Here is a 17,800-nt window from a genome sequence, read left to right on the forward strand (position 1 = left end):
CGATGGGACTCACTTGGTTTGGGCGGCCTTGAGTTCGGCGAGGACGGCATCGGCGTGGCCAGCAACCTTGACCTTGCGCCATGCCTGCACGATACGACTGTCGGGTGAAATCAGGAAGGTGCTGCGCTCGATGCCACGTACCTGCTTGCCGTACATGTTCTTCAGCTTGATCACGTCGAAGGCGCTGCACAGGGCTTCATCGCCATCGCTGACCAGCGGGAAGTTGAAACCCTGCTTGGCGCAGAAGTTGTCGTGCGACTTCACCGAATCGCGCGAGACGCCGAGCACGACCGCGCCGGCCTTCTTGAACTGCGGCAGCAGCGCGTTGAAGTCGATGCCTTCGGTGGTGCAGCCCGGGGTGCTGTCCTTGGGGTAGAAGTACAGCACCAGCCACTGGCCGGCGTAGTCGCCGAGGGTGGCGTGGTGGCCGCCGGACAGGGCCAGCGGCAGGGAAAGGGTGGTGCTGTCCAGGGTATCGCCGTTGTTCATGAGGTCCTTCTGTCGAGCCTGGGTTGTTTCTACGACAATTGCATGAAACGCCACGCGCCCGTGAGAGGCGCGCGAAGAATCAGAATTTCATCGGGTCCATGATCGCGTCCAGGTTCAAGTGGTCGCAGAATTCAAGGAAGTCATCGCGCAGCGCGGCGATGTGCATGTTGGCCGGCACGCCGATGGTCACCTGCGCGCTGAACATTTCAGCGCCGGTCTGCATGGCGCGGTAGCGGGTGCTCTGCAGGTTCTCGATGGTGATGCCCTGGCGGTCGAAGAAATCGGCCAGCTGGAACAGGATGCCCGGCTTGTCGGCGGCGATCACTTCCACGATGTAGGGCAGCAGGTTGGACTGCGCCTGCTTGGCGGCGGTGCGGTACCAGACCAGCTTCAGGCCTTCCTCGCGCTCCAGCCGGGTCAGCATGGCTTCCAGCTTGGCCACCGAATCCCAGGAGCCGGTGGCCAGCGCGGTCACCGAAACATCGCGGCCAACGGTGGCCAGGCGGGCGTCGACCAGATTGCAGCCACTGTCGGCGATGCGGCGGGTGACAGACAGCAGGGGGGACTCCGGATGCGTCGTATAGGCGTTGATCAGGAGGTGGTTTTCGCTCGGCGCGGGGCGCGGGGTGGTGTCGGTCAAGGCGATTCCGGGTAATGCTTGGGGTGAGTCTGAATGCCCGCCGGGGGGCGGGAATCCACCGGTGTCCAGCATACTTGCCCGTGGTTTCGCGCCGCAAGTAACATTCAGGTCGCCCCCGCCCAGTAATGGCGGGCGTTTCCCTTCCCAGCCAAGAGCAGCACGTCCTTGTCCCTTTCCGGCCTCATCACCGCGCTGGCGACCCCGTTCCGGGCCGACGGCTCCCTCGATCCCGACGGTTGGCAGCGCCTGCTGCACCTGCAGCTGGAGGCGGGCGTCCAGGGCGTTGTCGTCGCTGGCTCCACCGGCGAAGCCGCCACCCTGTCCGATGCCGAGTACGACCAGCTGCTGGCCAGCGCGGTCGAGCGCATCGGTGGGCGCATTCCGGTCCTGGCCGGCACCGGCCTGTCCGGCACCGCCAAGACCATCGAACAGACCCGCCGCGCCGCTGCGCTGGGCGCCAGCCATGCGCTGGTGGTCACGCCGCCGTACGTGCGCCCGACCCAGGCCGGCCTGATCGCGCACTACCGTGCCGTGGCCGACCACGGTGGCCTGCCGGTGGTGCTGTACAACGTGCCCGGCCGTACCGGCTGCGACATGCTGCCGGAGACCGTGGCCGAACTGGCCCGCCACCCGAACATCGTCGGCATCAAGGAAGCGGTGGGCGACACCGGCCGGGTGCAGGCGCTGCTGGCGCTGTCGGCCCCGGATTTCGCCGTGCTGAGCGGCGATGACGGCACCGCCGCCCGCTCGATCCAGGCCGGCATGGATGGCCTGGTCTCGGTCGGCTCCAACGCGCTGCCGGGTGCCTACCGCCGCATGTGCGCGCTGGCTGCCGCCCACGACCATGAAGCGACCGAATCGTGGGATGGCCGCCTGCAGCCGTTCCACGATTTCTGTGGCGTCGAGCCCAACCCGATTCCGGTGAAGGCGCTGCTGCGCCGGATCGGCATCGGCCACGATCTGCGCCTGCCGCTGCTGCCGCTGTCGGCCGAGCATGCGCCGGCCGCCGACCATCTTGCCGGCGACATTGCCGCCCTTGAAGCCCTTTCCAGCCACTGACCTGTCGTCGTGGCCTGATCCAGGAGATCCACATGCGTCAATCCGTTTCCACTGTCCGCGTGCTGTCCTGCGCCCTGCTTGCCGTCGCCGTTGCCGCCGGTACCACCGGTTGCTTCAAGCGCGGCGCCAAGGGCGATTACGCCCTGGCCCCTGAAATGCGTCCGCTGGAAGTGCCGCCGGACCTGAACCTGCCGGCCGGTGCGGGCAGCAACCAGATGCCGGCGCTGGGCGCAGCCCCGCAGCAGGCCGCCCCGATGGCCCCGGCCGCGCCGGCTGCACCGGCCGCCGCTGCGGCTCCGGCTGCCAACAACACCGGCTTCATCGTGCCGGGCAGCAAGGATGAGGCCTTCACCAAGGTCGGCACGGCGCTGGAAGGCCTGGAAGGCGTGACCATCGCGACCCGTGCGCAGCTGCTGGGCTCGTACGACGTGGCCTATGAAGGCAGCAACTTCCTGGTGCGCGTGGTGGCCGTCGATGCCGGCGCATACATTTCGGCCGTCGACCCGCGTGGCCTGCCGGCCACCGCCGAAGCGCCGGTGAAGCTGATTGCCGCACTGAAGGCCAAGCTGGCGCCGTAAGCGCCGGGCCATGCCTTGCGATGGTAGGCGTCAACCTTGGTTGACGCTCCGGTGCCAACCAAGGTTGGCACCCACCAGGGCGGTGGTGGGCACCCACCGATGAAAAAGGGCGCCAATGGCGCCCTTTTTCCTTGCAACCGCTGGCGCCTCAGCGCTCCAGCAGCTTCAGCTTGTCCGGCTTGCCGTCCCAGTCGCCGGCGTCGGCGGGCGGGTCCTTGCGCACGGTCAGCACCGGCCACTCGCGCGCCAGTTCGGCATTCAGGCCCACGAACACTTCCTGGCCGGCGGGCACATCGTCTTCAGGGAAGATCGCGTTGACCGGGCACTCCGGCTCGCAGAGGGTGCAGTCGATGCACTCGTCCGGGTCGATCACCAGGAAGTTCGGGCCTTCGTGGAAACAATCCACGGGGCACACTTCCACGCAATCGGTGTGTTTGCACTTGATGCAGTTTTCGGTGACGACAAAGGGCATAAGGGGGGAGGCAGATCCGTCTTCAAGCGGACAATTCTAGAACAGGTTGACCGCGCGCGCTGCCGTTGCACGCTTCGGTGCGCTCAAACGCAGCGATTGCCCGGTCGCTGCCTGCCGCGACCGCAGGCATGCCAGCCCTCTTTGCCGCAGTGCACATTGCCAAGCCGCCGACCGCCCCGGCAGACTCGATGTCCATCGGTGGACATCTGGCGGGTGACAGTGCGGATCGCAGCGAAGGGCAGGGCATGAGCGTGTATCTGGGCATCGATGCCGGCACCCAGAGTGTGAAGGTGGTGGCCTATGACGCGCAGGCACGGCAGGTGCTGGCGCAGCAGGCGCGGCCGTTGTCGCTGACCGCCACCGACGACGGCGGGCGCGAGCAGAACGCAGCCGATTGGGTGCAGGCGCTGGTGCAGGCCATTCAGGCGTTGCCGGGCACGCTGCGCGCGCGGGTGCGCGGGCTTGCCGTTTCCGGCCAGCAGCATGGCTTCGTACCGCTGGGCGCGGACAACCGCGCGCTGGGGCCGGTGAAGCTGTGGTGCGACACCAGCAGCAGCGAGCAGTGCGCGCAGATCGTGTCGGCGATGGGCGGGGTGGCGGCCTGCATTGCCGAAGCCGGCAATGACCTGCGCGTGGGCTACACCGCCTCCAAGCTGCGCTGGACCCGTCAGCACCGGCCGGACGTCGATGCGGCTCTGGACGGCATCGCGCTGCCCCATGATTACCTGAATCTGTGGCTGACCGGGCAGCGCTTCATGGAGGCCGGCGATGCCTCAGGTACCGGCTGGCTGGATGTGCGCCGGCGCACCTGGTCGGCGCCGATGCTGGCGGCCACCGATGAGCGGCGCGATCTGGCCGGACTGCTGCCGCCTCTGGTCGCGCCCGACCAGGGGTTCACCCTGTTGCCCGCAGTGGCGGCGCTGCTGGGCCTGCCTGCGAACACCCGCGTGGCGGTCGGCGGTGGCGACAACATGATGGCGGCCATCGGCACCGGCGCGGTGCGCGAAGGGCGGCTGAGCATGAGCCTGGGCACGTCGGGCACGCTGTTCGCCTGGAGCGCCACGCCGCGCATCGATCCGCAGGGACGCTGGGCCGCGTTCTGCGCCTCCGACGGTGGCTGGCTGCCCTTGATCTGCACGATGAACTGCACCGTCGCTACCGGCCAGGTAGCCGCGCTGCTGGGGCAGTCGCCCGCGCAGTGCGAAGACCTGCTGGCGCAGAGCGCGCCCGGCGCCGACGGGCTGGTGATGCTGCCGTTCTTCAATGGCGAACGCAGCCCGGACCTGCCGCTGGCGCGCGGCGCCCTGCACGGGCTGGACCTGCACAACCTGGGCCCGGCCAACCTGTATCGCGCCGCGATGGAAGGGGCCAGCTACAGCCTGCGCCTGGGCTACGACGCCCTGGTCGAGGGCGGGCTGCAGGGCCAGCGCCTGGTACTGACTGGCGGCGGCGCCAACAGCCCCGGCTGGCGGCAGATGATCGCCGATCTGTTCCAGTTGCCCGTGGTCGTGCCCGTGCAGGCCGAAGGCGCCGCGTTCGGCGCTGCGCTGCAGGCGCTGTGGCTGTGCGAGGGGCAGGGCGGGGCACTGGCCGATCTGGTCGATGAGCACCTGCAGTTCGATGCCGCCCAGGCCGCGCAGCCCGATGCCGCGCGCGGCGCCCTGTACCAGGCCGGCTACCAGCGTTTCGTCCACCACCTGCAGGCACTGACTCCGTTGTTCCAGCAGCGCCTGCCCTGATCCCGAAGAAGGAAGCATCGTCCATGGCAACCCCGTTCCATGTTGGTCAGCGTGAGTACTTCCCCGGCATCGGTCGCATCCCGTTCGAGGGCCGCGACTCCGACAATCCCCTGGCCTTCAAGGTCTATGACGCGCAGCGGCAGATCGGCGGGCGCAGCATGGCCGAGCACCTGCGTTTCGCCGTGGCCTACTGGCACAGTTTCTGTGGCGCCGGCCAGGACCCGTTCGGGCCGGGCACCCGTGCCTACCCCTGGGACCAGGGCGATACGCCGCTGGCCCGCGCCGAAGCGCGCTGCGATGCCGCCTTCGAATTCTTCACCAAGCTGGGCGTGCCGTACTGGTGCTTCCACGACGTGGACCTGGCGCCGGACGCCGATGACATCGGCGAGTACCGCGCCAACCTGGCGCACATGGTTGAACTGGCCGGCCAGCGCCAGCAGCAGACCGGCATGAAGCTGCTGTGGGGCACGGCCAACCTGTTCTCGCACCCGCGCTACATGAATGGTGCGGCGACCAACCCGGACTTCGCCGTGGTGGCGCGTGCCGCCGTGCAGGTCAAGGCCGCGCTGGAAGCCACGGTGGCCCTGGGCGGCAGCAACTACGTGTTCTGGGGCGGCCGCGAAGGCTATGCCTGCCTGCTGAACACCGACATGAAGCGTGAGCAGGCCCACCTGGCGCGGTTCCTGGCAGCGGCACGCGACCACGGCCGCAGCATCGGCTTCGAAGGCACGTTCCTGATCGAGCCCAAGCCGATGGAACCGATGCACCACCAGTACGATTTCGACAGCGCCACCGTGGTCGGCTTCCTGCGTCAGCATGGCCTGGATGCAGACTTCAAACTGAACATCGAAGCCAACCACGCCACGCTGTCCGGCCACACCTTCGCCCACGACCTGCAGGTGGCGGCCGATGCCGGGCTGCTGGGCAGCATCGATGCGAACCGGGGCAATCCGCAGAATGGCTGGGATACCGACCAGTTCCCGACCGACCTGTACGACACGGTCGGGGCGATGCTGGTGGTGCTGCGGCAGGGCGGTCTGGGCCACGGCGGGCTGAACTTCGATGCCAAGGTGCGGCGCGAATCGACCGATCCGCAGGATCTGTTCCTGGCCCATATCGGCGGCATGGATGCCTTCGCCCGCGGCCTGGAAGTGGCCCATGCGCTGCTGCAGCAGTCGCCGCTGGAACAGTGGCGGCGCGAGCGCTACGCCAGCTTCGACCAGGGCCCGGGCCAGGCGTTCGCGGCCGGCCAGCTGGGCCTCGATGCGCTGTGCGCGCTGGCCGAACAGAGCGGCGAGCTGCGCCAGCGTAGCGGACGGCAGGAGGCCTATGAGAACCTGCTGAACCAGTACCTGCTGCGCTGAGCGGCAGGCCCTTTCCCTTCGCGGATGAACCCATGTCCACAGCGATTCCTGCAAGCGCCGGCAGCCGCGGCGAAAACACCGCTTTCATCGTCCTGATCAGCTGCGTGGCCACCCTCGGTGGTTTCCTGTTCGGCTTCGACAGCGGGGTGATCAACGGTACGGTCGATGGCCTGCGCCAGGCATTCAATTCCAGCGAGGCCGCGCTGGGCTTCGAGGTGGCCTCGATGCTGCTGGGCTGCGCCATCGGTGCCTTCGTGGCCGGGCGCCTGGGTGACCTGCTGGGCCGCCGCAGCGTGCTGATCATTTCGGCGGTGCTGTTCCTGCTGTCGGCGCTGGGTGCGGGCGCAGCACATGCATCGTGGCTGTTCGTGGCCGCGCGCATGGTCGGCGGTTTCGCGGTGGGCGCAGCCAGCGTGATGTCGCCGGCCTACATTGCCGAAGTGGCCTCGGCGCGCTATCGCGGCAAGCTGGCCACGGTGCAGCAGATGGCGATCATCAGCGGGTTGTTTGCCGCCTTCCTGAGCAACTACCTGCTGGCGCGCGCGGCCGGTGCGTCCACCGAGCCGCTGTGGCTGGGGCAGGAGGCCTGGCGTTGGATGTTCTGGATGCAGGCCATTCCCTCGCTGCTGTTCCTGGTGCTGCTGCTGACCATTCCCGAGAGCCCGCGCTTCCTGGTGGCCAAGGGCCGGCACGCGCAGGCCGAAGCGGTGCTGGCCCGCCTGTACGGGCCGGCCGAGGCACGGGTGAAGCGCGGCGAGATCGAGGGCAGCCTGGCCCAGGACCAGCACCGGCCGACGTTTGCCGACCTGAAGGACAAGGCCAGCGGCAAGCTGCGTGGCATCGTCTGGGTGGGCATCGGCCTGGCGGTGCTGCAGCAGCTGGTGGGCATCAACGTGGTGTTCTACTACGGGGCCGTGCTGTGGCAGGCGGTGGGCTTCTCGGAAAACGACGCGCTGTTGATCAACGTGCTGTCCGGCGCGCTCAGTATCGGCGCCTGCCTGGTAACGGTGCTGCTGATCGACCGGATCGGCCGCAAGCCGCTGCTGTGGATCGGTTCGGTGGGCATGGCGGTGTCGCTGGCGCTGATGGTGGTGGCGTTTGCCAGTGGCAGCCTGGTGGACGGGCGCCTGCAGTTGTCCGACGGCATGGGCCGGCTCGCGCTGGTGGCGGCCAACGTCTACGTGGTGTTCTTCAACATGTCCTGGGGCCCGGTGATGTGGGTGATGCTGGGCGAAATGTTCCCGAACCAGATCCGCGGCTCGGCGCTGGCCGTGGCCGGTGCGGCGCAGTGGACATCGAACTTCGCCATCACCGTCACCTTCCCGATGCTGCTGGCCGGCATCGGCCTGGCTGGCGCATACGGCATCTACACCGTGGCCGCCTTCCTCTCCATCTTCTTCGTGGTCCGCTACGTCCGCGAAACCAAGGGCAAGGAACTGGAGCAGATGGAAGGCTGACGCGCTTTGGCTTCGGAGGCGCTGCGTTCGCGCCTCCCGGCTACGTGGGGGAGGGGCGGCCTGCCCCCTCTCGACACATTGCGGGTGGCGGACGCAGGTCTGCGCGTCGGGATTGAATGGGCTGCGGAGGAGCGGGGCTGTTCTTGCCGCCCCCTCGAACGCAGGAACAGGGAGGCGCCACAGCGACCAAGCGTCCGGAGTAGTGAACTCCGGAAAACAGAAAAGCCCGCACATTGGCGGGCTTTTTCGGTTCCTGCTGCGGCGACTGGTGCTCCCTAGGGGACTCGAACCCCTGTTTTAGCCTTGAGAGGGCCACGTCCTAACCACTAGACGAAGGGAGCATGTATGTCGCTGCCGAGGCAGGAGCGGTAGTATAGGTACCTCGATGCCAATGGGCAATCCCGAAACTTCAACCGGAAGCGCCAACATCATTTCCCCTGCTCCATCTCCGTTCAGCCTGCGCGTCATTCCGCGCGACCAGCACACGATCTCCCGCAAGGAGATCAGCCCGAACGCCCTGCGCGTGCTTTATCGCCTGCGCGATGCCGGTTTCGGCGCCTACCTCGTGGGCGGCGCAGTGCGCGACCTGCTGGTCAACGGCCAACCCAAGGATTTCGACGTGGCTACCGACGCCACGCCCGAACAGGTCAAGCAGTTGTTCCGCAACTGCCGCCTGATCGGCCGCCGTTTCCGCCTTGCCCACGTGGTCTTCGGCCGCGAGATCATCGAAGTGGCCACCTTCCGTGCCAACAGCGATGACGGCAGCGGCGACCGCGAAATGGAAAACGGCATGCTGGTGCGCGACAACGTCTACGGCACCATCGAAGACGACGCCGTGCGCCGCGACTTCACCTGCAACGCCCTGTACTACGCCATCGAGGATTTCTCGGTGCGCGATTACGTCGGCGGCTTCGAGGACGTGCAGGCACGCCTGATGAAGCTGATCGGCGATCCCGAACAGCGTTACCGCGAAGACCCCGTGCGCATGCTGCGCGCGGTGCGCCTGGCCGCCAAGCTCGGGTTCCAGATCGAGCAGGGCACCGCCGCGCCGATCCCGCAGCTGGCCGGCCTGCTCAATGAGGCGGCCCCGGCACGTCTGTTCGAAGAGGTGCTGAAGCTGTTCCTGTCCGGGCACGGCGTGGCCAGTTTCGAAGGGCTGGAGCGCTACGGCCTGCTGGACGTGCTGTTCCCGGAAAGCGCCAAGGCGCTGAAGTCGAACCGTACCGGCGCATTGCGCCGCATGCTGGTGGAAGGCCTGGCCAACACCGATGCCCGCGTGGCCAACGACGAACCGGTCTCGCCGGCGTTCCTGTTCGCGCTGCTGCTGTGGCCGGCCTACTGCCGTGCCCAGGCCACCCTGCTCAAGCAGGGCGTGGCCCCGGAAGAAGCACAGCGGCGCGCCGCCGACCGGGTGACGGTGCAGCAGCTGAGCACCATCGCCCTGCCGCGCCGGTTCTCGCTGCCGATGCAGGAAATCTGGCTGCTGCAGTCGCGCTTCAGTTCGCGCCAGCGCAAGCGCGTGTTCCGCACGTTGACCCATCCGCGCTTCCGTGCCGCCTTCGATTTCCTGTCGCTGCGCCAGGTGGCCTCGGCCGAGCACGAAGCCGATGTGCAGTTCTGGCGCGAGGCGCAGGCGCAGTCGGGCAACGAGCTGGAACACTCGCTCGACGCCATGCACGCCGAGGGGGGCGACGAAGAGGGCGGGGCGCCGCGCAAGCGCCGCCGTCGCCGCCGTCGCAGCGGTGGCCCGGGCGGCGCGGCCGAGTAAGTCGTGACCGTTGCGTGGATAGGCCTGGGTGCCAACCTGGGCGATGCCGCGGGCACGGTCCGCGCGGCGATTGCCGCGCTGGACACGCTGGCCGGCACGCGCCTGCAGCGGGCATCGCGGCTGTATGCCACGCCGGCCTGGGGCAACGAAGACCAGCCGCCGTTCGTCAATGCGGTGGCGGCCGTGGATACCACGTTGGCGCCGATGGACCTGCTGCAGGCCCTGTTGGCGCTGGAGCAGCGTTTCGGCCGGGTGCGCGACCCGGCCGTGCACTGGGGCCCGCGCGCGCTGGATCTGGACCTGCTCCTTTACGGTCAGCAGACCGTGGACGCGCCTGCGCTGCAGGTGCCGCATCCGTACCTGCACCAGCGCGCCTTCGTACTGGTGCCGCTGGCCGAAATCGCGCCGGAACTGACCATTCCCGGCCATGGCAGCGTGCAGGACGCAGTGATGCGGGTCGACGCCTGCGGGATCGCGCCGATAGGGTGATAATGCCCGGGTTATCTCCCCCGGTTATCAGCACATGAGCACCCACGCAGACAGCAAGCCCTGGACCGTACCCGCGCTGGCCGAAGCCAAGCGCAATGGCCAGAAGCTGGTCATGTTGACCGCCTACGACGCAGGCTTTGCCCGCACTTTCGACGCCAATGGCGTGGACCTGATCCTGATCGGCGATTCGCTGGGCATGGTCGTGCAGGGCCACGATTCAACCCTGCCGGTGACGGTGGCGGACATGGTCTACCACACCCGTGCGGTGTCGCGCGTGCTGCAGCGGGCGCTGCTGGTGGCCGACCTGCCGTTCGGCGCCGATGCCACCCCGGAACGTGCGCTGGACGCTTCGCTGCAGCTGCTGCAGGCCGGTGCCGAGATGGTCAAGATCGAAGGTGCCGGCTTCAAGGTCGACATCGTGCGCTACCTGGTGGAGCGCGAGATTCCGGTGTGTTCGCACCTGGGCCTGACCCCGCAGTCGGTGCTGCGCCTGGGCGGCTTCAAGATCCAGGGCCGTGGCGATGCCGCGCGCCAGCTGGTGGAAGACGCCAAGGCCGTGGCCGCCGCCGGTGCCACCCTGATCGTGCTCGAATGCATGCCGACCCCGGTGGCGGCTGAAGTGACCGCCGCGGTGGACGTGCCGACCATCGGCATCGGTGCCGGCCCGCACTGTGATGGCCAGGTGCTGGTGCTGCACGATTTCATCGGCCTGGACAGTGGCCACCGCCGTCCGAAGTTCGTCAAGGACTTCCTGGCCGAAGGCGGTTCGGTGGCCGGTGCCACCCGCGCCTACGCTGACGCCGTGCGCGACGGCAGCTTCCCCGACGAACAGCACGCCTACGCCCAATGATCCAGACCTTCAACGAACTTGGCGCACTGCGCGAACAGATCGCCCAGTGGAAGCAGCAGGGCCTGCGCGTGGCGCTGGTGCCGACCATGGGCAACCTGCACGGCGGACACCATTCGCTGGTGGCCCTGGCCCGGCAGTACGCCGACAAAGTGGTGGCCAGCATCTTCGTCAACCCGACCCAGTTCGGGCCGAACGAAGATTTCAGCCGCTACCCGCGCACGCCCGAGGCCGACGTGGCCGGGCTGGAGCAGGTCGGTTGCGATGCCGTGTGGCTGCCCAGCGTCGAGGCGATGTACCCGCTGGGCGTGGACAAGACCACGCAGATGCACGCCCCCGGCGTGAGCGAAGTGCTGGAGGGCGCCAGCCGCCCGGGCCACTTCGATGGCGTCTGCACGGTGGTGGCGCGCCTGTTCCTGCAGGTGCAGCCGGACGTGGCCGTGTTCGGTCGCAAGGACTACCAGCAGCTGGCGGTGATCAAGCAGATGGTGGCCGAGCTGTCCTTCCCGATCCAGATCGTCGGTGCCGAGATCGTGCGTGACGACGATGGCCTGGCCAAGAGCTCGCGCAACCAGTACCTGGATGCGCAGCAGCGACCGCTGGCCACCACGATCCACCGCACCCTGCTGGGCATGCGCGAAGGCTACGTGGCCGGGCACACGCGGGCGCAGATCGAAGCCGATGCCACCGCCGCACTGCAGGCTGCCGGTTTCCAGGTCGACTACGCGGTGCTGCGCACCCCGGAGCTGGCCGAACCGACCTTCGACGGCGGCGGCCGGGTGGCGCTGATTGCCGCCCGCCTGGGCAGCACCCGGTTGATCGACAACCTGGAATTCTGATGTCTGCGGGGTCGGATCCCTTTCCCGTTGGGAAAGGGCTCTGACCCCACTTACAGCCTGCTACCTGAACAAGTTGCCAGCCGTGATGCCCGGCGCCACGCGGGTGCTAGAATCCGCACTTTCCTTTGCGTTGTGCCGTGCCATGCACCTGTCCCTGCTGAAGACCAAGATCCACCGCGCCACCGTCACCCATTCCGAGCTGAACTACGAAGGTTCCATCGCCATCGATGACAACCTGCTGGCTGCCACCGGCATCCGCGAGTTCGAGCAGGTGCACATCTGGGACGTGACCAACGGTGCGCGCTTCTCGACCTATGCCATCCGTGCCGAAGCCGGCAGCGGCGTGGTCTCGCTCAATGGCGGCGCCGCGCGCCACGTGCAGGTCGGCGACATCATCATCATCGCTGCCTTCGCCAGCATGACCGAGCAGGAAGCGGACAGCTTCAAGCCGAAGCTGGTGTACGTGGACGGCAACAACCAGATTTCCCACACCAACGACACGATCCCGACCCAGGCCGCATGACAACGAACAACGGATTCGACTCGCTGCATTCCCACGCCCAGCGCCTGAAGGGCGCAAGCATTCCCAGCCTGCTGGCCGCCGAACCTGGCCGCGTGCAGGATCTGGCGCTGCGGGTCGGTCCGTTGTATGTCAATTTCGCGCGGCAGAAGTACGATGCCGCTGCGTTGCAGGCGCTGCTGGCGCTGGCCGCCGAGCGCGATGTCGGCGCGGCCATCGCCCGCCTGTTCCGCGGCGAACAGGTGAACCTGACCGAAGGCCGTGCGGCGCTGCATACCGCGCTGCGCGGTGATGGCGTGGATGCGCCGGTGGCGGCCGAGGCCTATGCCACCGCGCGCGACATCCGCCAGCGCATGGGCGTGCTGGTGCGCGCGCTGGAAGACAGCGGCGTGACCGATGTGGTCAGCGTCGGCATCGGCGGTTCCGATCTGGGCCCGCGCCTGGTGGCCGACGCGCTGCGTCCGGTCACTGGCGCGCGCCTGCGCGTGCATTTCGTGTCGAACGTGGACGGCGCCGCCATGCAGCGCACGCTGGCCACGCTGGACCCGGCCACCACCGCCGGCATCCTGATTTCCAAGACCTTCGGTACCCAGGAAACGCTGCTCAACGGGCAGATCCTGCATGACTGGCTGGGCGGCAGCGATCGCCTGTACGCGGTCAGCGCCAACCCCGAGCGTGCCGCCAAGGCCTTCGCCATCGCCGCCGAGCGCGTGCTGCCGATGTGGGACTGGGTGGGCGGGCGTTACTCGCTGTGGTCGGCGGTCGGCTTCCCGATTGCGCTGGCCATTGGTTTCGAGCGTTTCGAGCAGCTGCTGGACGGTGCCGCGCAGATGGATGCGCATGCGCTGGACGCGCCGCTGGAGCGCAACCTGCCGGTGCTGCATGCACTGACCGATATCTGGAACCGCAACCTGCTGGGGTATGCCACCCACGCGGTGATGACCTACGACCAGCGCCTGGCGCTGCTGCCGGCCTACCTGCAGCAGCTGGTGATGGAAAGCCTGGGCAAGCGCGTGCAGCGCGACGGCCAGCCGGTCACCACCGACACCGTGCCGGTGTGGTGGGGCGGGGCAGGCACCGATGTGCAGCACAGCTTCTTCCAGGCGCTGCACCAGGGCACCAGCATCATTCCGGCCGATTTCATCGGCTGCGTGCGCAACGACGATCCCTACACGGTGAACCACCAGGCGTTGCTGGCCAACCTGCTGGCGCAGACCGAAGCGCTGGCCAACGGCCAGGCCAGCGACGATCCGCACCGCGACTATCCCGGTGGCCGCCCCAGCACCCTGATCCTGCTCGATGCACTGACCCCGCAGGCGCTGGGTGCGTTGATCGCCATGTACGAACACGCGGTGTACGTGCAGTCGGTGGTCTGGAACATCAACGCCTTCGACCAGTTCGGTGTCGAGCTGGGCAAGCAGCTGGCCAATGGCCTGTTGCCGGCGCTGCAGGGCGAGGATGTGGCGATTGCCGATCCGATGACCCGCGAGATCCTGGCGCAGCTCCGGTAGCGCCGGGCCATGCCCGGCGGGCGTCAGATCATGCCGGTAGCGCCGGGCCATGCCCGGCGGACGTGCCCCCGCATCAACGGCTCGGGTCGCGCTCCGGGCTTGGCCGCTTGGCCAGCTTGCGCTGCAGCGAACGCCGGTGCATGCCCAGCAGCCGCGCCGCGGCCGACACATTGCCGCCGGTCTCGTGCATGGCCTGCTGGATGTGTTCCCACTGCAGGCGGCTGATCGGTGTCATCGCATCGGGCACTTCCATTTCGCCGTCATCGGCCGGGCCATCATCCTCTTCGCCAAGGGCGCGCAGGATCATCGGCACCGTGGCCGGTTTGGGCAGGTAATCGTCGGCGCCCAGCTTGATCGCTTCCACCGCGGTGGCGATGCTGGCGTAACCAGTCACCAGCAGGATGCGCATGTCCGCACGCAGCGCGCGCAGCGGCTGGATCAGGGCCAGGCCCGAATCGTTGCCCAGCTTCAGATCGATCAGGGCGAATGCAGGCGGCTGCTGGCGTGCCAGCATCAGCGCGCTGGCCGCGTCCTGTGCGGTCTGTGTTTCCAGGCCCTTGCGGGCCAGGCTGCGCTGCAGGGTGCGCAGGTACAGTTCGTCGTCGTCGACCAGCAGGCCAAGGGTTGAGGCGTTCATGGGGTGTCCTCGCGTGGGGCCAGCGGCAGGCGGAAGCCGACGCGGCTGCCGGCCCCCTGGGCCGGGCGCATCCACATCTCGCCCTGCAGGCGTTCGATGGTGGCGTGGGACAGGGCCAGGCCCACACCCATGCCTTCACTTTTACTGCTGCCGAACAGGCGGCCCGGCAGCACGGCGGCACGGGCGTTGAAGCCGTGCCCGTAATCGCGCACTTCGCCGATCAGGTCGTCGCCTTCGATGCGCAGGTCCAGGTCCACGCGCGGGCGCCCGGCCTGTTCGCCCGCATCGGCCGCGTTGTTCAGCAGCACCATCAGCAGGTGGCCCACGCCGGGGTCGAGCGGCAGCCGTAGCGGCGCGTCGTCGTTGCGGTGCAGGTCGATGGTCGGTCGCACCAGCCGCCACTGTTCCAGCACCTGCTGCGCGCTGGAATGACCGCGGCCGGGGCCTTCGGTGGATGCCGGCGCGGCCAGCGCCAGCACGCGTTCACGGCACTGCACCAGCAGTTCGCGCAGGGTTTCCATGTCCTCGCGCACTTCCGGCTCTTCGCTGCGCTCGGCCACGTCATCGGCCAGCAGGGTCATGGTTGCCAGCGGGGTGTTCAGTTCGTGTGCCACCGAGGCGGCGTGGGTGGCCAGGGCGACGATGCCTTCGTTGCGGGCGAAGCGTTCGCGCAGCGCCGACAGTTCCAGTTCGCGCTGGCGCAGGGCCGTCGCCAGGCGGGTGGAAAAGGTCAGCACGACCGCCGCAGATAGCAGGAAATTGGCCACCACGCCCCAGCGGTTCAGGTCCAGCGCGCGGAAGTAGCCGGCGGGCAGGGGTTGGCCGAACACACCGCTGGCGGCGTAGCCCAGCAGGCAGGCGCCGGCCACCGCCAGCGCCCAGCGGCGGGGCAGGGCGAAGGCGGCCAGCGCGATCAGGATCAGGAACAGCGAGCCGAAGGGGTTGGCGATGCCGCCGCTCCAGCCGACCATCCAGGTCAGGATGATCACGTCCACCAGGATGTGCCCGAAGGCGGTCAGTGGGGCGGTATCGCCCGCTTCCGGGCGCAGCTGGGTATACAGGTTGAACACGGCCAGCACGGCCACGCCCGCCCACAGGGGCTGCTGCGGCAACGGCAGGCCCAGCACCCAGGTGGCGACCAGGATGGTGGCCGCCTGGCCGGCCACGGCCAGCCAGCGCAGGCTGCACAGGGTACGAAGGAACGGGGCGTCGGGTCCGGTCATGCCTGCCCATCGTATGCGTTCATCGCACGGGCTGCCTGCGACAATCGGCCGCAGACGCGCTGACCGCTGAATGCGACCCACCCCGAATGCAGGGGCGGGCGGTAGAATGGCCGCATGCACGACGCCGTCACCCGCCCCACGCCCCCCTCCGATGCCACCGCCTGGCCGCGCCGCCAGACCCATGCCGTCCAGATCGGCGGGGTCACTGTAGGCGGCGGCAAGCCGGTGGTGGTGCAGTCGATGACCAACACCGACACCTCCGACGTGGCGTCCACCACCAAGCAGGTGGCCGAGCTGTGGCGTGCCGGGTCGGAAATGGTGCGCCTGACCGTCAACACGGTTGAAGCGGCCGCGGCCATTCCGCGCATCGTCGACAAGCTGGCGATGATGGGCATCGACGTGCCGCTGATCGGCGATTTCCACTACAACGGCCACCAGCTGTTGACCGCCGAGCCGGCCTGCGCCGAAGCGCTGGCCAAGTACCGCATCAACCCGGGCAACGTCGGCTTCGGCAAGAAGAAAGACCTGCAGTTCGCGCAGTTGATCGAATTCGCCGTGCGCTACAACAAGCCGGTGCGCATCGGTGCCAACTGGGGTTCGCTGGACCAGGCGCTGGCGGCGAAGCTGATGGACGAGAACAACCATCGCGAACAGCCCTGGGACGCCGGCCGCGTGCTGCGCGAAGCACTGATCCGCTCGGCGCTGGATTCGGCCGAACAGGCGGTGGAACTGGGCCTGCCGCGCGATCGCATCGTGCTGTCGGCCAAGGTGAGCGGCGTGCAGGAACTGATCGCGGTGTACCGCGACCTGGCCCAGCGCTCGGATTTCGCCCTGCACCTGGGCCTGACCGAAGCCGGCATCGGCAGCAAGGGCATCGTGGCCTCGGCCGCGGCGCTGAGCGTGCTGCTGCAGGAAGGTATCGGTGACACCATCCGCATTTCGCTGACCCCCGAACCGGGGCAGTCGCGTACGCAGGAAGTGATCGTCGCCCAGGAACTGCTGCAGACCACCGGCCAGCGCGCCTTCACCCCGCTGGTGACCGCGTGCCCGGGCTGTGGCCGTACCACCTCCGAATTCTTCCAGGAACTGGCCAAGGTGGTGCAGAACCACGTGCGCGAGAAGATGCCGCTGTGGAAGATCCACCACCCGGGTGCGGAGAACATGACCCTGGCGGTGATGGGCTGCATCGTCAACGGCCCGGGCGAGTCGCGCCACGCCAACATCGGCATTTCGCTGCCGGGTACCGGTGAGACGCCGGCCGCACCGGTGTTCGTCGATGGCGAGAAGAAGGTGACCCTGCGCGGCGAGAACATTGCCCAGGAGTTCGTTGCCCTGATCGACGAGTACGTCGAACGTACCTATGTCCGAAGCGCAGGATAAGCCCGTCATCCTGGCCGCGCCGGAGCCGGCGTCCGGCTTCCGCCACTGGATGGCGCGCAACGCCTGGCGCCTGCTGCTGCTGTTTGCCGGCGTGCTGCTGCCGCTGGCCGGCTTCGTGGCGCTGGCCGACGAGGTGCACGAGTTCGAATCGTTCCATTTCGATGCGCCGTTGCTGTGGCAGATGCACGGCCTGCATTCGCCGGCATTGGACACGTTCTTCGTACTGCTGTCGCGGCTGGGCTACGAATGGTTCCTGATTCCCGCCGACGTGCTGATCGTGGGCGCACTGGCCTGGCGGCGGCGCTGGCGCGAAGCGACCTTCGTGGCGGTGTGCTTCGTCGGTTCGGCGCTGCTGAACATGGGCAGCAAGCAGTTCTTCCAGCGTGACCGCCCCAGCCTGTGGGAATCGATCGCGCCGGAATCGACATTCAGTTTCCCCAGCGGCCATGCCATGGGCTCGATGACCCTGGCGATGACCCTGGTGCTGCTGGCCTGGAACACCCGCTGGCGTTGGCCGGTACTGGTGCTGGCCCCCGCGTTCAGCCTGCTGGTGAGCGTGTCCCGGGTCTATCTGGGCGTGCACTATCCCTCGGACATCCTGGCCGGATGGTGTGCCGCGCTCGTTTGGGTGGTAGGGTGCTATCTGGTCATGTTCCGTCGCCGGCATCCTTGGCGGCGTCACGGTTCGCCGCCAGCGAGGGCCAGCGAAGCGATCGCAACAGGGGATTGACGCGGTTGTCCCGTTTGGGACGCCGCGCAATGGATGTGTAGTTTCGATGTCGGGGGTT

Annotated in this window: 18 protein-coding genes and 1 tRNA gene; 13 read left to right on the forward strand and 6 right to left on the reverse strand. The window is 68.0% G+C overall.

Annotation, left to right across the window (positions count from 1 at the left end; all coding sequences use genetic code 11):
- Window positions 1-9: 9 nt before the first annotated feature.
- Both C1931_RS07715 and C1931_RS07720 read right to left on the reverse strand, forming a co-directional pair.
- The gene (locus tag C1931_RS07715) at window positions 10-489 is read right to left on the reverse strand and encodes a peroxiredoxin (protein ID WP_108755912.1); all 480 of its coding nucleotides are present in this window, start codon (window positions 487-489) and stop codon (window positions 10-12) included.
- A 79-nt stretch (window positions 490-568) separates the two neighbouring features.
- Window positions 569-1,129 (reverse strand): glycine cleavage system protein R, encoded by a 561-nt coding sequence (locus C1931_RS07720; protein ID WP_005409051.1) that lies wholly within the window; start codon window positions 1,127-1,129, stop codon window positions 569-571.
- 165 nt (window positions 1,130-1,294) lie between these two features.
- On the opposite strand from C1931_RS07720, the gene dapA reads away from it, so the two are divergent.
- Complete coding sequence (gene dapA / locus C1931_RS07725; protein ID WP_108752765.1) at window positions 1,295-2,188, forward strand: 4-hydroxy-tetrahydrodipicolinate synthase; 894 nt, start codon at window positions 1,295-1,297, stop codon at window positions 2,186-2,188.
- 32 nt (window positions 2,189-2,220) lie between these two features.
- On the forward strand, window positions 2,221-2,766 hold the full coding sequence (locus C1931_RS07730) for a hypothetical protein (RefSeq protein ID WP_108755913.1): 546 nt from the start codon (window positions 2,221-2,223) through the stop codon (window positions 2,764-2,766).
- Between the two features lie 148 nt (window positions 2,767-2,914).
- Here C1931_RS07730 and fdxA read toward each other — a convergent pair whose 3' ends face one another.
- Entirely contained in the window at window positions 2,915-3,238 is a 324-nt protein-coding gene (fdxA, locus tag C1931_RS07735) for a ferredoxin FdxA (RefSeq protein ID WP_108749264.1), read from the reverse strand.
- Between the two features lie 245 nt (window positions 3,239-3,483).
- On the opposite strand from fdxA, the gene xylB reads away from it, so the two are divergent.
- The 3 genes from xylB to C1931_RS07750 are packed head-to-tail and all read left to right on the forward strand — an operon-like array spanning window position 3,484 to window position 7,798.
- Window positions 3,484-4,977 carry a xylulokinase gene (xylB, locus tag C1931_RS07740; protein ID WP_108757692.1) on the forward strand — a complete coding sequence of 498 codons (1,494 nt, stop codon included), beginning with the start codon at window positions 3,484-3,486 and terminating at the stop codon, window positions 4,975-4,977.
- Window positions 4,978-5,000: 23 nt separating this feature from the next.
- The gene (gene xylA, locus C1931_RS07745; protein WP_108755914.1) at window positions 5,001-6,341 is read left to right on the forward strand and encodes a xylose isomerase; all 1,341 of its coding nucleotides are present in this window, start codon (window positions 5,001-5,003) and stop codon (window positions 6,339-6,341) included.
- Between the two features lie 32 nt (window positions 6,342-6,373).
- Window positions 6,374-7,798 carry a sugar porter family MFS transporter gene (locus C1931_RS07750; protein WP_108752769.1) on the forward strand — a complete coding sequence of 475 codons (1,425 nt, stop codon included), beginning with the start codon at window positions 6,374-6,376 and terminating at the stop codon, window positions 7,796-7,798.
- Between the two features lie 266 nt (window positions 7,799-8,064).
- Here the strand turns inward: C1931_RS07750 and C1931_RS07755 are convergent.
- Window positions 8,065-8,139 (reverse strand) — tRNA-Glu (locus C1931_RS07755).
- Between the two features lie 50 nt (window positions 8,140-8,189).
- Here C1931_RS07755 and pcnB point away from each other — a divergent pair.
- The 6 genes from pcnB to pgi all read left to right on the forward strand — a co-directional run bounded on the left by pcnB (window position 8,190) and on the right by pgi (window position 13,772).
- Window positions 8,190-9,566, forward strand: coding sequence for a polynucleotide adenylyltransferase PcnB (gene pcnB, locus C1931_RS07760; protein ID WP_108749267.1), 1,377 nt, complete (start codon window positions 8,190-8,192; stop codon window positions 9,564-9,566).
- Between the two features lie 3 nt (window positions 9,567-9,569).
- Window positions 9,570-10,055: a 2-amino-4-hydroxy-6-hydroxymethyldihydropteridine diphosphokinase gene (gene folK, locus C1931_RS07765; RefSeq protein WP_108755915.1), complete on the forward strand. Its 486-nt coding sequence runs from the start codon at window positions 9,570-9,572 to the stop codon at window positions 10,053-10,055.
- Between the two features lie 34 nt (window positions 10,056-10,089).
- On the forward strand, window positions 10,090-10,905 hold the full coding sequence (panB, locus tag C1931_RS07770; RefSeq protein WP_079221487.1) for a 3-methyl-2-oxobutanoate hydroxymethyltransferase: 816 nt from the start codon (window positions 10,090-10,092) through the stop codon (window positions 10,903-10,905).
- Window positions 10,902-11,741 carry a pantoate--beta-alanine ligase gene (panC, locus tag C1931_RS07775; protein WP_108755916.1) on the forward strand — a complete coding sequence of 280 codons (840 nt, stop codon included), beginning with the start codon at window positions 10,902-10,904 and terminating at the stop codon, window positions 11,739-11,741. The genes panB and panC overlap by 4 nt, the downstream gene beginning before the upstream one ends.
- A gap of 142 nt (window positions 11,742-11,883) precedes the next feature.
- A complete protein-coding gene (gene panD, locus C1931_RS07780) occupies window positions 11,884-12,264 on the forward strand; it encodes an aspartate 1-decarboxylase (RefSeq protein WP_004153087.1) in 381 nt (126 codons plus the stop codon).
- Complete coding sequence (gene pgi, locus C1931_RS07785) at window positions 12,261-13,772, forward strand: glucose-6-phosphate isomerase (protein WP_108755917.1); 1,512 nt, start codon at window positions 12,261-12,263, stop codon at window positions 13,770-13,772. The genes panD and pgi overlap by 4 nt, the downstream gene beginning before the upstream one ends.
- 73 nt (window positions 13,773-13,845) lie before the next feature.
- Here pgi and C1931_RS07790 read toward each other — a convergent pair whose 3' ends face one another.
- Together C1931_RS07790 and C1931_RS07795 are read right to left on the reverse strand one after the other, a co-directional pair.
- The gene (locus tag C1931_RS07790) at window positions 13,846-14,409 is read right to left on the reverse strand and encodes a response regulator transcription factor (protein WP_108755918.1); all 564 of its coding nucleotides are present in this window, start codon (window positions 14,407-14,409) and stop codon (window positions 13,846-13,848) included.
- Window positions 14,406-15,632: an ATP-binding protein gene (locus C1931_RS07795; protein WP_108755919.1), complete on the reverse strand. Its 1,227-nt coding sequence runs from the start codon at window positions 15,630-15,632 to the stop codon at window positions 14,406-14,408. The genes C1931_RS07790 and C1931_RS07795 overlap by 4 nt, the downstream gene beginning before the upstream one ends.
- A 114-nt stretch (window positions 15,633-15,746) precedes the next feature.
- Here C1931_RS07795 and ispG point away from each other — a divergent pair, with 114 nt between their 5' ends.
- Window positions 15,747-17,012: a flavodoxin-dependent (E)-4-hydroxy-3-methylbut-2-enyl-diphosphate synthase gene (gene ispG, locus C1931_RS07800; protein WP_108755920.1), complete on the forward strand. Its 1,266-nt coding sequence runs from the start codon at window positions 15,747-15,749 to the stop codon at window positions 17,010-17,012.
- Window positions 16,993-17,742 (forward strand): phosphatase PAP2 family protein, encoded by a 750-nt coding sequence (locus C1931_RS07805; protein WP_108749275.1) that lies wholly within the window; start codon window positions 16,993-16,995, stop codon window positions 17,740-17,742. Before ispG ends, C1931_RS07805 begins: the two co-directional genes overlap by 20 nt.
- The last annotated feature ends 58 nt before the right edge of the window (window positions 17,743-17,800 follow it).

The sequence above is a fragment of the Stenotrophomonas sp. YAU14A_MKIMI4_1 genome, assembly GCF_003086855.1.
GTDB lineage: Bacteria > Pseudomonadota > Gammaproteobacteria > Xanthomonadales > Xanthomonadaceae > Stenotrophomonas.

Coding starts and splice junctions, on each gene's coding strand:
- xylB (WP_108757692.1), top strand. CDS start 3,484: ATGAGCGTGTATCTGGGCATCGATGCCGGCACCCAGAGTGTGAAGGTG.
- panB (WP_079221487.1), top strand. CDS start 10,090: ATGAGCACCCACGCAGACAGCAAGCCCTGGACCGTACCCGCGCTGGCC.
- C1931_RS07750 (WP_108752769.1), top strand. CDS start 6,374: ATGTCCACAGCGATTCCTGCAAGCGCCGGCAGCCGCGGCGAAAACACC.
- C1931_RS07790 (WP_108755918.1), bottom strand. CDS start 14,409: ATGAACGCCTCAACCCTTGGCCTGCTGGTCGACGACGACGAACTGTAC.
- C1931_RS07730 (WP_108755913.1), top strand. CDS start 2,221: ATGCGTCAATCCGTTTCCACTGTCCGCGTGCTGTCCTGCGCCCTGCTT.
- xylA (WP_108755914.1), top strand. CDS start 5,001: ATGGCAACCCCGTTCCATGTTGGTCAGCGTGAGTACTTCCCCGGCATC.
- panD (WP_004153087.1), top strand. CDS start 11,884: ATGCACCTGTCCCTGCTGAAGACCAAGATCCACCGCGCCACCGTCACC.
- ispG (WP_108755920.1), top strand. CDS start 15,747: ATGCACGACGCCGTCACCCGCCCCACGCCCCCCTCCGATGCCACCGCC.
- fdxA (WP_108749264.1), bottom strand. CDS start 3,238: ATGCCCTTTGTCGTCACCGAAAACTGCATCAAGTGCAAACACACCGAT.
- C1931_RS07805 (WP_108749275.1), top strand. CDS start 16,993: ATGTCCGAAGCGCAGGATAAGCCCGTCATCCTGGCCGCGCCGGAGCCG.
- panC (WP_108755916.1), top strand. CDS start 10,902: ATGATCCAGACCTTCAACGAACTTGGCGCACTGCGCGAACAGATCGCC.
- pgi (WP_108755917.1), top strand. CDS start 12,261: ATGACAACGAACAACGGATTCGACTCGCTGCATTCCCACGCCCAGCGC.
- pcnB (WP_108749267.1), top strand. CDS start 8,190: ATGGGCAATCCCGAAACTTCAACCGGAAGCGCCAACATCATTTCCCCT.
- C1931_RS07795 (WP_108755919.1), bottom strand. CDS start 15,632: ATGACCGGACCCGACGCCCCGTTCCTTCGTACCCTGTGCAGCCTGCGC.
- C1931_RS07715 (WP_108755912.1), bottom strand. CDS start 489: ATGAACAACGGCGATACCCTGGACAGCACCACCCTTTCCCTGCCGCTG.